The 15293-nt window shown below is 38.7% G+C and carries 14 protein-coding genes; 6 read left to right on the top strand and 8 right to left on the bottom strand.

Annotated features, from left to right (window positions below; genetic code table 11):
• The first annotated feature begins 41 nt into the window (after positions 1-41).
• From CXF74_RS09050 to CXF74_RS09025, 6 genes are read left to right on the top strand one after another with little or no spacing between them, the layout of a single operon-like run.
• Entirely contained in the window at positions 42-1634 is a 1593-nt protein-coding gene (locus CXF74_RS09050; protein WP_232772476.1) for a histidine kinase, read from the top strand.
• Positions 1627-2262 (top strand): response regulator, encoded by a 636-nt coding sequence (locus tag CXF74_RS09045; protein ID WP_101082082.1) that lies wholly within the window; start codon positions 1627-1629, stop codon positions 2260-2262. Before CXF74_RS09050 ends, CXF74_RS09045 begins: the two co-directional genes overlap by 8 nt.
• Positions 2263-2285: 23 nt before the next feature.
• Positions 2286-4349, top strand: a complete 2064-nt coding sequence (gene dinG / locus CXF74_RS09040; RefSeq protein ID WP_101082081.1) for an ATP-dependent DNA helicase DinG — start codon at positions 2286-2288, stop codon at positions 4347-4349.
• Complete coding sequence (locus CXF74_RS09035) at positions 4346-5125, top strand: TSUP family transporter (protein ID WP_101082080.1); 780 nt, start codon at positions 4346-4348, stop codon at positions 5123-5125. Before dinG ends, CXF74_RS09035 begins: the two co-directional genes overlap by 4 nt.
• Positions 5113-5673, top strand: a complete 561-nt coding sequence (gene priC, locus CXF74_RS09030) for a primosomal replication protein PriC (RefSeq protein ID WP_101082079.1) — start codon at positions 5113-5115, stop codon at positions 5671-5673. Before CXF74_RS09035 ends, priC begins: the two co-directional genes overlap by 13 nt.
• Positions 5666-5827 (top strand): YbaM family protein, encoded by a 162-nt coding sequence (locus CXF74_RS09025; protein WP_101082078.1) that lies wholly within the window; start codon positions 5666-5668, stop codon positions 5825-5827. Before priC ends, CXF74_RS09025 begins: the two co-directional genes overlap by 8 nt.
• A gap of 66 nt (positions 5828-5893) precedes the next feature.
• On the opposite strand, the gene CXF74_RS09020 is transcribed toward CXF74_RS09025, so the two are convergent.
• From CXF74_RS09020 to asnB, 8 genes are all read right to left on the bottom strand, one after another.
• Entirely contained in the window at positions 5894-7510 is a 1617-nt protein-coding gene (locus CXF74_RS09020; protein WP_101082077.1) for a methyl-accepting chemotaxis protein, read from the bottom strand.
• Between the two features lie 65 nt (positions 7511-7575).
• Positions 7576-7863, bottom strand: a complete 288-nt coding sequence (locus CXF74_RS09015; protein ID WP_232772475.1) for an acylphosphatase — start codon at positions 7861-7863, stop codon at positions 7576-7578.
• A gap of 166 nt (positions 7864-8029) precedes the next feature.
• Complete coding sequence (locus tag CXF74_RS09010) at positions 8030-8743, bottom strand: hypothetical protein (RefSeq protein ID WP_101082076.1); 714 nt, start codon at positions 8741-8743, stop codon at positions 8030-8032.
• On the bottom strand, positions 8730-8990 hold the full coding sequence (locus CXF74_RS09005; protein WP_101082075.1) for a DUF2960 domain-containing protein: 261 nt from the start codon (positions 8988-8990) through the stop codon (positions 8730-8732). The genes CXF74_RS09010 and CXF74_RS09005 overlap by 14 nt, the downstream gene beginning before the upstream one ends.
• Positions 8991-9412: 422 nt before the next feature.
• On the bottom strand, positions 9413-10363 hold the full coding sequence (locus CXF74_RS09000; protein WP_101082074.1) for an FHA domain-containing protein: 951 nt from the start codon (positions 10361-10363) through the stop codon (positions 9413-9415).
• Positions 10364-10416: 53 nt separating this feature from the next.
• The gene (locus CXF74_RS08995) at positions 10417-10944 is read right to left on the bottom strand and encodes a GGDEF domain-containing protein (RefSeq protein ID WP_101082073.1); all 528 of its coding nucleotides are present in this window, start codon (positions 10942-10944) and stop codon (positions 10417-10419) included.
• 291 nt (positions 10945-11235) lie between these two features.
• The gene (locus CXF74_RS08990; protein WP_101082072.1) at positions 11236-13377 is read right to left on the bottom strand and encodes a YcaO-like family protein; all 2142 of its coding nucleotides are present in this window, start codon (positions 13375-13377) and stop codon (positions 11236-11238) included.
• A gap of 50 nt (positions 13378-13427) precedes the next feature.
• The gene (gene asnB / locus CXF74_RS08985) at positions 13428-15272 is read right to left on the bottom strand and encodes an asparagine synthase (glutamine-hydrolyzing) (protein WP_101082071.1); all 1845 of its coding nucleotides are present in this window, start codon (positions 15270-15272) and stop codon (positions 13428-13430) included.
• Positions 15273-15293: the final 21 nt, after the last annotated feature.

Genomic DNA, 15293 nt, shown 5'->3' with positions numbered 1-15293 from the left:
TTATAAGCGTATTTGCGACTTTCGACAGTCATATTGTTAATATGAAAATCATCGATAAGCTCACGACACTTAAAATTTCCACCAACGAACTCATTTATGCATCACACTATTATCCGCAAGATATGTCGCATATTATGCAGAAAATAGATAAACAATTACCCGTCCCAAAATTATTTGAAAGCTCGTGGTTTAATACCAAACAGATTAATCAAACCAACAAACACCTTGCCGTGCAATGGCAAGCGATACATAAAAGCATCAATGCTGGTAACTTTTCAGAGACGGATTTATTACTCCGCCCTTTTTCTGCTTCGCTTAATCAACTTGTAAAACAATATCAAATACTGGCCACTAAAAAAATGCACTTAGTGCACCTGGCTGAATTGATCAGTTTTTTCCTTATCATGCTCATCGGTATCACACTGTATTTGTATTCCCAAAAACAGATAGTTTTACCGATTAAACAATTAGTTAAAAATGTAAAGTTGATTAAAGAACGCCAATTTGATCTTGAATTTCCACAATCAAAAAATGAAATCGGCATTTTATCTCAGGGTATTGAAGACACCTCAAACGAACTTCACCACCTAATTAGCACCATGCAAACTCAAGTTTCAGAGCAAACCATCGCCCTCGAAAAAGCGCACCAAACGATTGAATTTTTATATTCTATTTCGCAGCAGTTAAGCACAGTAAAACTCACCTCGCCTATTCTGTATAACGCACTTAATGCATTAGCCAAACAAGCCAATTTAGAAAAATTGTGTATCGAGCTCAACAATGGCACCTTTATCAATAGTGAACTTGGCTGTGCTGGCATTGATGAAAATATGTTACGTATTGCGATTATCATCAATGGAAAACCTTACGGATTTTTAAACTATGTCTTAATTAAAGGCTCGCAGGAGCAACACGGTTTAATCGAAAGTTTCACCGGTTTAGTCGCACGTGCGCTTTATCAAGAAGAATACAGCTTACAAGAACAAAAAATATTGTTGATGGAAGAGCGCGGCATTATTGCCCGTGAGTTACACGACTCTATTGCGCAATCACTTTCATTTCTCAAGATTCAATGCACATTATTACATCGCCATGTGAACAACTCAGCGCAACAAGAGGCGCAACAAACCATTGGTAATATCGAAGAAGCCGTGTCCGATGCGTACATACAATTACGCTCGCTGTTATCGACTTTCCGTTTGAGTGTCACCGAATCAAACTTTAAAGAAGCCATGGTCACTATGATAAAAACATTGCAAAAACAAACCAATGCTCTGATCTGTATCAGACAATTTGAAACACATTTTTATACCGATGCCAGTCAACATATCCATCTGTTACAAATAGTGCGTGAAGCGATCATTAATGCGATTAAACATGCTCAGTGTGAACGTATTGAAGTGTCATGCATTATTACTGATCAGCATAAGGTATGGATTAGTGTTATTGATGATGGCTTAGGCATCATTGATAATAGTGAAAAGAATAACCACTACGGGCTATCCATAATGAAGCAGCGTGCCGATGAATTAGGTGCAACACTTTCATTTAACAGCTTAAGCAAAGGAACTGAAGTTAAGCTGATATTCCCTTATAAAGACTCAATACTTAATCAAGGAAGTGAAAATGTCTAATGTAACACGTATTATGATTGTCGATGATCACCCACTCATGCGCAAAGGAATACAGCAGCTGTTGTCTATCGAACCCAGTTTTCTTGTTGTTGCAGAGGCAACCAATGGCATTGAAGCGGTGAGTTACGCTAAAAAAGTTCATCCGGAACTCATTCTACTTGATTATAATATGCAGGGTATTTCTGGTTTAGAAACACTAAAAGCATTAAGAAAAGACAACTGTCCCGCTAAAATCATCATTCTGACTGTTAGTGATAACAAACAAGATGTGATTGCGATGATCAACCAAGGGGCAGATGGTTACTTATTAAAAGACTCAGAGCCAGAACTCTTATTAAGCAATATCATCAAAGTACTTTCGGGCAAATTAATTGTGACCGATAAACTGACTGCATTTTTAGATGAGCTTGACCAAGAAGATAATATCCGCGAGAAATTAGCTAATTTAACCAAGCGAGAACAGCAAATTATTGCTGAAGTTGCTAAAGGTTTAAGCAATAAAGAGATATCAGAAAGTTTACATATCTCTGAAGGTACGGTAAAAGTACATGTTAAAAGCTTATTGAAAAAGTTGGCCATAAAATCACGCGTTGAAGCAGCGGTATTATATCTGCAACAGCCTAAATAACGCCCTAACACAGTTCGGAATATATGCTCTCAGACACAGTTAAAAAACAGATCCGCAATGGATATGAGCGACTCACAGAAGCGTTACCTAATTTTGCAAAACGTAAAGCGCAAAACTATTTAGTTGCTGAAATAGCAAAGGTACTTGCTGGTGAGTATGACAAATCTCGACGGATTCTGGTGGCTGAAGCGGGTACCGGCATTGGTAAGTCGTTAGCATATATTCTGGCAGCCCTGCCTGTTGCACAAGCGAATAACAAAAAATTAGTTATCTCTACCGCGACTATTACGTTGCAAGAGCAGTTAATCAATAAAGATCTGCCTTTTTTCCTGCGTCACAGTGATTATCAATTCTCTTTTACGCTGGCCAAAGGCAGACAACGTTATTGCTGCGAACATAAATTACTCGCAACACAACAGACCGCTGCACAACCGGTCTTATTTGAAGAGAAACCTAAAGCGGGTGATAAAGCGTTATTAAAACGTTTAACTGATGCTTACCTTGCGGGGAAATGGCAAGGCGATCGCGATAGCTGGCCAACACCTATCCCAAATAGAATTTGGCAACATATCGTCTCCGATAAATTTAGCTGTAAACGCGCGCTTTCAAATCATCGACAATGTCCGTTTCATCGTGCACGTGACGATATAAATAAAGCTGACGTTATTGTTGTTAATCATGCCTTATTACTCGCAGATCTCGAATTGGGTGGCGGTATTATTCTGCCTGATCCTGATAACTGTTTTTATGTCTTAGATGAAGCCCATCACCTGCCAAAAATATCACGTGATTTTGCCAGTGCTTCAACCAATATCAAAAATTCACAGGAATGGTTAAAAAAACTTAAACCGCTGAATCAGCATATTTCTAAAAGTATTAAAAAACATACCACTATCACGCCCTGCTTAAATTTACTGGAAAGTGGCGTAGAACTAGAAGCGGAATTTAAAAAAGTAGATCACTTTTTCCGTGATAATCCACAGCTCTTAGGCGAAAAAAATCAATGCCGATTTGCACTGGGTGAATTACCCGATGCATTGCTCAATATCATGAATAATATTGCCATGGAAAGCAAAAAAGGACTCGCTGCATTAACCAAGCTGTCTTCGATTATTGATGAAGAGATAAAAGATGACAATATTAAGTTACGTGATGCTGAGCCTTTGTTAATAGAAACAGGTCTATTTTTACAGCGTTTTGAAACCATTAATAGCTTAAGTAAAATGCTCACTAAAGAACGCTCTGATAAATATGCACCGATTGCCGCTTGGGTCGATAATGAGAATAACGAACTAAGCGTGCATGCTTCTCCCATCGAAGTCGGTGGTTTATTAGAATATATGCTTTGGTCTCAGGCAGCAGGCGTTATCGTCACCTCGGCAACCCTCACCTCGATGAATAGTTTTGAATATTTTAAACGTCAAAGTGGGCTGCGTAGCGACGACGGAACACAATACCTACGTTTGAAATCTCCTTTTGATTACCCTGCGATCCCATTGATTGTCGCCGACATGATGCACGAACCTACTCATCCTGAATTTGATAATGAGCTGGTTGATAAAGTTGAACAGTTCATTGAAGATAAAGAAGCGAACTTAGTTTTGTTTGCCTCTTATTGGCAGATGAATTTAGTCGCAGACAAACTGGCTAAAAAATATGGACCGGCGCTGTTAATACAAGGTGTGCTTTCACGTAGTCAGTTAATCATTGATCATAAAGAACGCTGTGACAAAGGCCAAACCTCCATTTTATTTGGTACCGGTAGTTTATCCGAAGGATTAGATTTACCAGGGCATTATCTGACGAATTTAATGATCACTAAGTTGCCCTTTGCGGTGCCTAATTCTCCTGTTGAAGAAGCACATTCAGAATGGATAACCTCACAGGGAGGGAATCCATTCATGCAACTCGCTATCCCAGAAACCAGCAAAAAACTCATTCAATCTTGCGGACGACTTATTCGTAAAGAACAAGATACAGGTAAAATAATTATTTTGGATAAACGCGTAAAAACAAAACGTTATGGCAAAGGTTTGCTTGACGCATTACCTCCTTTTAATATTCAATACGAGCAAAAATCTTCATGACCGAACTGCTACTTGACCCAAGCTGCTTAGCTTTGTTAATGGGTGTTGGTTTATTGGCTGGCTTTATTGATGCGATTGTTGGAGGCGGTGGCATGTTAACCGTACCTGCGTTATTAAGCTTAGGTTTACCCCCACATTTAACATTAGGCACTAATAAACTGTCTGCCTGTTTTGCCTCTGGTACGGCGGCTTACACCTATTTTAAAAAACAACTATTTACACCCAAGTTTTGGAAAGAAAGCCTTTATAGCACCTTTATAGGCGCTTTATTCGGGACTATTTTTATAAACTTTGTCAGTACTTACTGGTTAGAAAAATTTCTCCCCCTTATTATTCTGGTAGCTGCCATATACAGCTTATTTAGCCGTTTAAAAGAGGTTGAAGGTGATGCACTACCCACACAAAATAAACAATTAGTATTCAAGCAACGCATCCAGGGTTTTTTATTGGGTTTTTACGATGGTTCATCAGGGCCTGGTACGGGCGCATTTTGGGTTATCTCAAACATGCGTTTATATAAACTGAATATTTTGTTGGCCAGTGGCGTCGCGAAATCGATGAACTTTACCAGTAACTTTACCTCGCTATTAGCCTTTATTTATTTTGGTCAGGTCAACTGGCTGATTGGTTTAACCATGGGTTGTTGTTTAATGTTAGGCGCTTATATCGGCGCGCATTCTGCGATTCGTTTTGGCAGTAAATTTATTCGACCTATCTTTATTGTTATTGTCATGATCATGGCACTCAAACTAGGGTATAACGCATGGCTCAGTTAGACAGTGGATCAATACAACAACTTCAGGCACAATTAAACGCACTTAAATTACGATGTATTAAAATTGATAGTGAGATAAAACAAACAGAAAATCGTTGTTTTGTTTTTGAAGCACATCAATTTCCAAAACGTAGTTTGACGCTGCTGGGTTATTTAACCCAAATTGAGAAAACACTGAATTCACTGGAAAGTTGTATCAGTAAAAAACGCAGTGAGCTATTGATTAAAATAGAGTGTGAGAAATTTGTTGTTCAATTTCAGTTGCTCTTACAATTGGTACAATCCGTCGACAAAGGCAAAGCGTCGTTGCTATATAAGTCTTATTCGTCACCGAAAGAGAAAATATTTCAACAACTTAAAAAGCAATCTGAATATGAACATAGATTGATTGCCATGATTTCTGAACAGGAAGAGTTATTGGCTGACGACAACGGCTGTGATCGCGCTTATACCAAAGAAAAAATCGAAGCATTAAAAGGTCGTTTTCAGAAATGTAATAGTTTTACCCAAAAATTAGAGTTTCAACTTGAGGAAATAGACGATGAGTGAAGAACAACATAAACTAGCCGATGCGCCACCAGCAGTACAAATTGCAGTGGATTTAATTCAGTTACTTGAAGAAAATAAAATAGATAATCAAACTGCCGTTGAAGCGCTTCAAATTGTATTAAATGATTTCCAAAAGAAAGCACAGACTAAATAAAGGCAAAAGGCTAGAACGCATAAATGCCTTCTAGCCTTTCAATATTAAACCTTCCAGTTCACTTTCTTAAATGGTAAAACGTTCAATACGTCGATCAACATCTTGCGATAACGATTTCACATTTAAACTTTCCAGTTTAGTTTGCTCACTGGCTTGCTCTGTCTCAACAGATATATCACTAATACTGACCATTGCACGTGCCACTTCCTCCGCAACCGCTGCCTGCTCTGTTGTTGCTGATGCAATTTGTCCGGTCATCTCATTGATTCGAGCAACATGTTGCACCACTAATTTTAGCTTCTCATCCGTACTCGCTGCAGCTTCAATGGTTTGATTAGCAGCCTCTTTACCGTCAGCCATACTTTGAGATGCGGTTTGTGACAATGATTGTAACTTCTCGATGATCTTGCGAATCTCAACCGTTGAGTCTTGCGTACTGTGTGCAAGGCTCCTTACTTCATCTGCTACAACGGCAAAACCACGACCCGCTTCACCCGCACGTGCGGCTTCAATGGCTGCATTTAACGCTAACAAGTTAGTTTGATCAGAAATACCCGTGATAACATTTAATACTTCAGCAATTTCAGATGATCCCTGTTTCAATTCATCAACAACCGCACCAGCATGATCAATCTTTTGCGCTGCATTATCAACAAGCCCCATCGTTTCAGCCACCATCAAGCTTGCATCATGAATCATGTCATTGGTTTCTTGTGTCGTATTAGAAGCCGTTACTGTATTACCTTCTACTTCTTTTACCGTCAGTGACATCTGCTCAATCGCACTGACTACCGTTTGAATCTCTTGCGTTTGCTTGTTCACACCACGGTTAGTCTGTTGTGCAATCACTGATAAGCTGTTCGAGGCATTGGTTAAATCATGTGAAGAACCCGATAGCTTTTTCAACAAATTATGAAATTCAGTTAACATAGAGTTAATTGATTGGCTCAATAACCCTAGCTCATCATTTTTGTTAACCGCCAAACGTAGGGTAATATCACCCGCTTCGACCTTAGCCATCACTTTTTGAATATTGCTAATCGGTGCGATAACCGCAGAGATAATTTTCCAAGCAATAAATGCAAGTCCCGCTAATACCAAGGAAACAATGATGGCCATCTCAATAATATTACTCACCACTTTTTCTGTTACATCGCTAATATAGATACCCGTACCTACGACGATATTCCACGGTTTAAAGTGTAATGAATAAGAAAGTTTATCTTCAGGTATGCCATTAGCAACACGCTGAAATTGATACTCTACATAACCTCGGCCACCGGTATAACGTGTCGCGTTGAGAATATCTTGATATACATAACGGCCATTGGCATCTTTAACAGTGGCAACGTTACCGCCTATTTTTTTACCTTTTAAACTCGCTTTTAATACCATATCGGTGGTGAAAGCAAAAAAGTAGCCATCTCCACTATATTGCATCTCTTGCAGTGTCGAGTAAAAAGCTGTTTGTGCCTCTTCTAGACTTAACTCATCGGATGCTGCTTTTTGTTGGTAGAATTTTAAAATACCTTCCACTGTTTCTATTTGTACTTTTAGCTGGGTTTTTCGATCTTCGTACATCTCCTCTTTTAATAAAGAGATACCGCTGTAACCTATGAACAAAATAGACAACAGTGAGAATGCGACGAAAAAATAAACTTTTTGTTTTATAGTAAATGACACTTAACAGTTCCTTTAAAGGTGATATAGATCAATATTATAGTCAATTTGGTATGATAAATAGATACCTAGAGGCATAAAAAGCCTTCTTTATGAATATATACTGTTTCAGTCACCTTAATGTCATCAACAATAGATGTTTTAGGACCCTTCTCTAGCCATTTCAGTAGTATGAGTAATTGTGGCTTTTCGCCATACATTTTTACCTCTACAGAGCCGTCGATTAAATTCTTAGCGTGGCCATAAATAGTTAATTTATTAGCCTCTTTTGCCGTGAAATATCGAAAACCAACCCCCTGAACACGACCAGTAACGATCACCTTATAACCTATTTTATCCATGTTATTTTTACTCATATCCACCTCTCTTTATGCTTTTATGAACTAAAAATCAAAACCAATATAACTAACACTTATATAGTAGGGCAGTTTTTAAATGATGTTTGCTTTTAATGCGCATTATTATCAATAAGAAGATTACTTTTATAATATTCACAAATATATCTTGTAGGGTTTATGAATATTATTGTTTTTGACTAAAATATGACGTTATATCTAACCAAGGCATTGATAACCATGTATCGGGCACCGGCCATTGTTCAGGAGGAAGCGTAAGTGGGTATGTGTTTTTAACAATAAGGGGCTCACCAGTAAACTGTCGTTTCACATAATGATCACAATGAGATGCTTTGCTTAAGATTAGCTTGTCTTGTATTAAAAATACATTATCGGGCTTAGTTTGGCTTTGATAATCGTAAAGTACAAAAATAGCTTGTTCAGAGACTTTCAATAAATAGATAAAACCGCCCATTTCAGGTTCCTGAAATCGACACACGGCTTGTATAGGGTAAGTTTCATCAACGACGGTTGCGTCTGTGATGTCTTGTAAAATGAGGGGGTAGGTATTCTCTGTTGTGGTTAACCATAGATAAGTGCTAAATAGTGCATACAATGCAGTACCTACAATCACTAATTTCTGTCCCCCTGAATAAGAGAGGATTTGGCTAAGTAACTCACTGTAATGCGCTAAAGAACTCGCAACACCACTGATTAACAATAAACCGAGTAACGCCCCACCCCACATTACCAGCGTGTTTAAAATCGCTTTTAGTAATCGTTTACGTGGGCTTAGGGTTTGTTGTAGTCGGTGTTTTAGGTACTCTATTTCCTCTGCAGTGCTCGCTCTTGTTGAACTAGCACTTGTTAAACTCGCACAGGGAATATTATTTTTTTGCATCTTTCTCTTCATCACGAACAAATTTTATATCTGAAAACCCCATAGCAGCAAATTCTGTTTGACGGTGGTTTTTTAAAATTCCCTGGCCACGGCAACTCATTGCTAGTTGTTTTTCCATCTCAAGAAAGTTTGTTAAATCAACGCCTTCAGCATCAGCAACCGCTTCGTAAATATCGTGAAAGATACCGTATGAAAATTGGATTGTTTTAAGCTTCTTTTTGAATTTATAAGTCACTTGACGTGCCATTTTATTGCCCTTTTAAGTTTAATTTTTTAAGAAGGGGGATATTACCGCAAGCACCGCAGTCAGCAAGACAAATAATGATAAAATTTCACTATTATACCAATCGAAATAAATAGCTGATCTATTTTACTGGCTAAAATAACTTACTTCTTCGTTGAAAATTTCGTAAAGGGAACAACCATTAATGAATTAAAGTCTTTAATTTAATTCACCGGTAGAGGGTTAACCAAGTTAACCGCTCGAAAGGCGTCAACTTCCGCCTTGAATTAAGCTATTTTATCTGCGTAAAACTTAGACCACATACTTACTCCAATTGGTATTGTTTCTAACGAAATATAACTTACCGTTTTTTAGGAAAAAAAATCCCAAATAATTTGGGATTTTAACTGGATGAATAACGCATCTTATTAGTAACTGGTTACTGGTTACTGGTTACTCGCGACTTCAACAATTGAGCCACCTGAAATGTCGATATCTTCGTAAGCAAAACGAATTTCGCAGGTTCTTCTTTCAATCGCCTGCGGAAAGTTTAATGAACGAGGCAGTAAACTAATCACTTGTTTTCTAAAACGGTAAACAAGAATATTAATATGGTTTTCACTTAACCCCAATATTTTACAAAGTTGGTCTTTATCCATCCAACCTTGCTCAGCATCACACACACCACTTTCACGATCTTCTAAACGTTTACGCGCTAACAGTAACATCAAATAATGGTGGTTTCGTTTACCTAAATCATAAACATGATCACCCATTTTAAATTTGAATGATACGTGCTCTTCATTTTGGCTAACATTAAAAAAGATGCCCACTTGTGGAGACGTAGGTAGCTCGTTTGACACTAAATAGGTCGTTTCTTCGCTTGCTCGGGCTTCAATAAAACGCCAAGTATGACCTTCACAACCGACCAAATCACCGGTTTTTAATACCGAAATACCCGACTTGCTTTCGCAGACCCAGTGGCCATTAGGTGATTGATACAACGTAACTTCTGCTAGTTCTTCGTTGGGTAAAATAGCGATATTATCTAATTCAATGGTTTTTAAACCCGCAGTCACTGGCACAAGCAAACTTTTAGGTGCAACCACTTCCAGTATTTCCCACGCGTCACCCGCTAAACTCGCAAAATGGATTTTATCCCCTTTGTTTAATTTTTGCATCGTGCCACGTAATACCGGGTTACCGTTTACAAAGGTACCGTTACTACTTGAGTCCTGCACTAACCAATCCTCACCATCCCAAAGAATAGTTGCATGCATGCGCGAGGCATCTGGATTTTGCAAAACCGTATGCGAAGTGCTTGGATGACGACCAAATATATGCTGAATCAATAACGTGATTTGCTCTTCGGTATTGTTATTAATCATTCTTGTCATTTTTATTTCTCCATGCAATTCAATGCACTAACATCATATTTATGCAGCAAATCTTACTGACCATTTGCCACTAAATCATAAAGCGGGTAATCCGCATAATTGATACCAGTTGCTATTTGTATGTTTTTTCTAATATTAAGTGATTGTTCAGTGCGTTCAACCAAACTGTTAAAATCATCGTGATCAGTGACATCAGCACGGCCAACAGAGCATGCAATGTCAAACTCTCTCATAATGACATTACTGTCTAATACTTTGCATATTTGTCTGACGAGGTCCGTCACTGAGGTATCTTCTGTGTGATTTAAAATCACAGTAAATTGGTCGCCGCCGTAGCGAAAAACTTGATCGGTAAAGTGAATACATTGCGATAATAGACTCGCAAAAGTGCTAATGACTAAATCACCCGATTTATGACCGTGTGCTTCGTTAATTGATTTGAGACCATCTAAATCGATTAAGAGTAGAGAGATGTTTCTTTTCTTTTGAATGCTCATTTTTACTGAATTTTCAAAAGCGATAACAAACTGTTTACGGTTTGCAAGTCCGGTTAAATTATCCTGCAACATTAATTGACCCATATTCTACTCCTAAATATCCTGAAACAAACGAAAATACGTCTGCATGCAGGAGCAATTAATTAAACTAGGTGTAGATTAGCGGCTTAATGCAAAGATAACCATTACAACTTATTACAGGAAATGAACCTTTCAATCTATTTTACTCGCAGTGAAGAAATTACTGAAAAAATGACAATTTACACACTAACATACTAATAATAATGATTATTTTAAACTTGTATCTATAAAGTCAGGCGACAGATAATAACCTGTAATAAATATTACACGTTATTACACCGGGCTTTTGTATCCCTATACATACAAAGCTTGTTGATTTATCGTTTGTTCACAATAGGCTTTATCTAACCAGCCCAGTTTAACCGGCGTTTGATAAAGGCGCTGATTATCAAATTGTGGCCAAATATGACATAACCCAGGTACAAACACTTTTGCGCTTTTTATTGGCAAAGGCGCGCGAGAATAATCAAGCGCCAAGGTTTCTAATCCTAATGACTGCAATTTATCCACCAGCATTTCAATATCCAATTTTATATCACCGCTACTTTCAATATCCTTCGGTACAGTTTTGATGCTATCCAATGGGAATAAATAAGCATCAGGTTGCACCGCATCAAAATCAAAAGGCGCGTCTTTTTGATTCCGTATTGGAATCAACTGACACAATTCCGTGAGTGCCCGTTGCGCAGCCAAGTCACTTTGCAGATGACAACCAAAACCAAAACTTAACCCACCATTTTGTTTATGTTGCCCAATCGCTATCATCACGGGTACCTCAATATCATGGGTTAAATCTAATACCCAATAATCATGATCAGCTAAGGTTTCATCAATGACCTTTAAATTGTCTTTATCAAGTCGCGTTAAATCAAACGCCGGACGTTCGATGCGGTTATACCACCAGATAGCCACGGCATCACGTTCAATCAATTCAAATAAAGCCTGTAAAATCGCTTCCTCTAAGGTATTACCGGCAGCACAGCCGTTAGAGTGCCAGCGAGCAAATTTATCATCATCGAAGGGAATATTGGCAAAACAATGTGTGAGAGGCAGGTGAACTTGTTCATGCTCAGTCAACGACCATGTTGGTAACCAATGTATCGCTTCACCTTGATAAGCGATAGCTGCTTGTTTTAATAATGAGTCTGGATGATTTTCATCATTAAACTGCTGATATTGCAAGACACTATAAGGGACTAACTGTTGGAAGTCATAATAACGTTTAGCTAAAACATCAGGTTTACTCAAATGTAGAGGCTCATCGCCTTGGAAATGCGCACTGAAACGTTCAATCGCTTCACACAACGCACTGGCTTGTGATTGGTTATGCGAAACACCTTTGCCCATGCACTGATGTACAAAACTGCCATTATCGATATTAGTCAGGCGATTTATTGCAGGTTTCTTGAAAAAGGCAGTGGTGTAGATTTTCACTGGTTTATCAAGGCTGTCAGGTAACGCCTGAATATGGGTAATAAGCCCCGTTATTGGGCTAATAAAGGGCGTGATGTTGTCTACGGTTTGCTGTGGACAGACCGTTCGTGAGCCACCATCTTTATTAAATTGAGCAGGACAAGTGGTTAACGTGATTTTTGATAATATTTGTGTTTTAAAATCGGCCTGATGTTCGTTTATCAAACTAATAGGGTGCTGTTCAACCGCCCCGCTCGCTCTATTAATTACAGTGAGTTGTGGTTTAACAGCTGTTAGTTGATTCGTTAGTTGTTGCTGTAAAATAGGTAATAGCATCGCTGTTAATGGCTGATTAGCGATATAAGCAGACATTAAATCAGCATCCGGAAAGCAGGTGGCAATCAAACCTAATGTGGGATTATTATGCGCTAAACGATGTTGTAACTTAGCAAAATATTGTGACGCATTAACCAGCCCGAGTAACGATACAATTTGTAGCTGCTCGCCGGTTATTTTAATAATGCACACAGCATCATGTTTTCCGACTTCAGCGAGTAACGCAGGGTTTAAGAGATCATCACAAACAATAAAAGTAACGTATTGGCAAGTCAGACATTCAAGTTGAGTAAAACATTCAAGCCATAAGCTAAGCGCAGGTGCTGTATTTTCAGTGAGGTTAACAACAGCATAATGTTGATTTTTATAAATGGGTTTACTCAAAGAACACCTTTGAGTAACAAAACACAGCTCATTAGCCTTTAAACCACCAGCTTCTCTCACATCCACCAATAACTGCTGTTGCTTAAACTGGCTCACTTGATACAGAAAAGTCGCGATATCTTGCTGGCGATCCAACAAGATTGCGATAATGTCATCAGTTGAGCGTTTGCCATCAATTAACGTTAACGCGCTAAACTGTTTTTTAGGTAATGCGAAACTACTCATTTCACTGAGTAATAACATGTCGCCACTTTCAAGGTTAAATGCTTTAAATTTTGGATGCCAATTGAGAAGTTCAGTCATTTTTTCCTGTCTATTTCATTGTTTTCTGAAAATTAGTTGCGAGTAACACGTCAGAATTCCATCTTATACGCGGCTTGTAATATCATCACACTGCATAAAAACATAAATACGGGATCTAACTGGGCTTGCTGTGCTATTGGTAATTGCAGTGCATGGTGATAGAGGTTAGATACTTTTTGTTTATCATAGAAATCGGGTAAGTGTGTCAAATCTAAGAAGTAGCTTTGGAACACTTCCGCCAACGGCCCCACGGTGTGCAAACTAGCAGGACTGCTGATAAACGGTTTTTTAGCAATGGCAGTGTATTGCTTAGGCATATATTTCGTGGCAACGTCTCGCAAAATACGCTTATCCACGCCGCCATCAAATTTATAACTCAGTGGTAAACCATGGATAAATGCCACTAATTGATTATCTAAAAAGGGTGGACGCCCTTCAATACCGTTCGCCATTTCGGTTCTATCCGCCAAGGCACCCAAATTATAGGTTTGAAACACGGATTGGTAATGCAACTGTTGAGATACCGTTATCTGTGAGGTAGTGATCGGTGACGCACTGGGCGCTATCAACAAGGTTGAAAAGTTATTCATGGTGCTTTCAAGCTGAAACTGAGGCGCACGTAAACTAGTTAATAACACGCCATTTGCTGTTGCATGCACCGCCTGTGCAGGTAAGCAACCGAGTTTGTTTTTTACAGCCTGTAAATGTGTATGCCATGTTGCCGGAAATTGCGACACGCTTGTATAAGGCGCGCTTAAATCTTGCCTGAAAAATCCATATCCGAGCAGTGATTCATCAGCGCCTTCACCGGTTAGTACGGTTTTCTTTCCTGCTAAGGCCAATTGTTTACTCAGGTATAATTTAGCCGCTACATTGATATTAGGAATAGCCATTTCAGATTGTAAGACTGCCGATTGCAAATGATCAGCGAGAATATAGTCATCAACGAGTACAGTATCATTAGTGATAGCTAGCTGTTTTGCAAACTGCTTGGCTTGCTGACTTTCATCAATCGCTTTATCGGGAAAGGCAATGGTGTAGGAATGCATTGAATCTGATAAACCAGACGCTATTGCAGTAATGATTGAGGAATCAATACCACTGCTCAAATAGGTGTTATTGGTCTGATCTTTTAATAGACGTTTATCAATCGCATCTACTAATAATGTTTCAAATTGAGTACAAGCTTCGCTATAACTCAATGTTGATACTGCGAATAGGCTTGGGTTTAAAGGTGAACGTTCAATATAAGGAATAACGGTTAACGTGGAACCTGATACCTGTACAACATGACCGGGTGGCACGCTATAAATACCCTCAACAAAGGTTTGTGAAGCATCCTGTAGAAAATATTCAGCCCCTGACAAGTAATCTTTATTCCACTTAGCCGGCACACCATAAGCGAGTAGCGCTTTAATTTCAGAAGCAGCAATGAGCTCTCCCTCAATAAAGGCATAAAACAGTGGTTTAATGCCATGGCGATCACGCCCTAATGTCACCTGATGACTTTTTTTATCAACAATGACAAATGCAAATTCGCCATCGAGCTCAGCTAATCCGCTAATACCTGATAAATGAAACTGATGTAATAAAAACTCACTGTCACTCGCAGTATTAAAACGAATGCCTTGTAATTCAAGTGGTGCGCGATCATTGTAAATTTCACCATTAACCGCAACCACTAGCGTGTTATCAACATCACCACACATCGGCTGCGATGCACTGTCGCCACCATTAATTTGTAGGCGAGTATGACCTAAAGCGACATTCTTTGTTTCAGAAAACCACAGCCCCTTATTATCTGGACCGCGGCTATTTAAGGTATTTAAGGCACGCACAAATTGGCTGTGGTTAACCTGTTTTGAAGATGACGAATAAAAAATAAGACCGCACATAACTCACTCTTTTACCTAATT

This window comes from Psychromonas sp. Urea-02u-13 (assembly GCF_002835995.1).
Taxonomy (GTDB): Bacteria; Pseudomonadota; Gammaproteobacteria; order Enterobacterales; family Psychromonadaceae; genus Psychromonas.
Note: the sequence above shows the minus strand (reverse complement) of the source record. Positions and strands in the feature narration are given on the sequence as shown.

Bases quoted from the DNA above. Each gene is read 5' to 3' on its own strand.
- CXF74_RS09035 (WP_101082080.1), top strand. From the start codon at position 4,346: ATGACCGAACTGCTACTTGACCCAAGCTGCTTAGCTTTGTTAATGGGT.
- CXF74_RS09010 (WP_101082076.1), bottom strand. From the start codon at position 8,743: ATGCAAAAAAATAATATTCCCTGTGCGAGTTTAACAAGTGCTAGTTCA.
- CXF74_RS08990 (WP_101082072.1), bottom strand. From the start codon at position 13,377: ATGACTGAACTTCTCAATTGGCATCCAAAATTTAAAGCATTTAACCTT.
- CXF74_RS09045 (WP_101082082.1), top strand. From the start codon at position 1,627: ATGTCTAATGTAACACGTATTATGATTGTCGATGATCACCCACTCATG.
- CXF74_RS09005 (WP_101082075.1), bottom strand. From the start codon at position 8,990: ATGGCACGTCAAGTGACTTATAAATTCAAAAAGAAGCTTAAAACAATC.
- dinG (WP_101082081.1), top strand. From the start codon at position 2,286: ATGCTCTCAGACACAGTTAAAAAACAGATCCGCAATGGATATGAGCGA.
- CXF74_RS09050 (WP_232772476.1), top strand. From the start codon at position 42: ATGAAAATCATCGATAAGCTCACGACACTTAAAATTTCCACCAACGAA.
- CXF74_RS09000 (WP_101082074.1), bottom strand. From the start codon at position 10,363: ATGACAAGAATGATTAATAACAATACCGAAGAGCAAATCACGTTATTG.
- CXF74_RS08995 (WP_101082073.1), bottom strand. From the start codon at position 10,944: ATGGGTCAATTAATGTTGCAGGATAATTTAACCGGACTTGCAAACCGT.
- CXF74_RS09025 (WP_101082078.1), top strand. From the start codon at position 5,666: ATGAGTGAAGAACAACATAAACTAGCCGATGCGCCACCAGCAGTACAA.
- priC (WP_101082079.1), top strand. From the start codon at position 5,113: ATGGCTCAGTTAGACAGTGGATCAATACAACAACTTCAGGCACAATTA.
- asnB (WP_101082071.1), bottom strand. From the start codon at position 15,272: ATGTGCGGTCTTATTTTTTATTCGTCATCTTCAAAACAGGTTAACCAC.
- CXF74_RS09015 (WP_232772475.1), bottom strand. From the start codon at position 7,863: ATGAGTAAAAATAACATGGATAAAATAGGTTATAAGGTGATCGTTACT.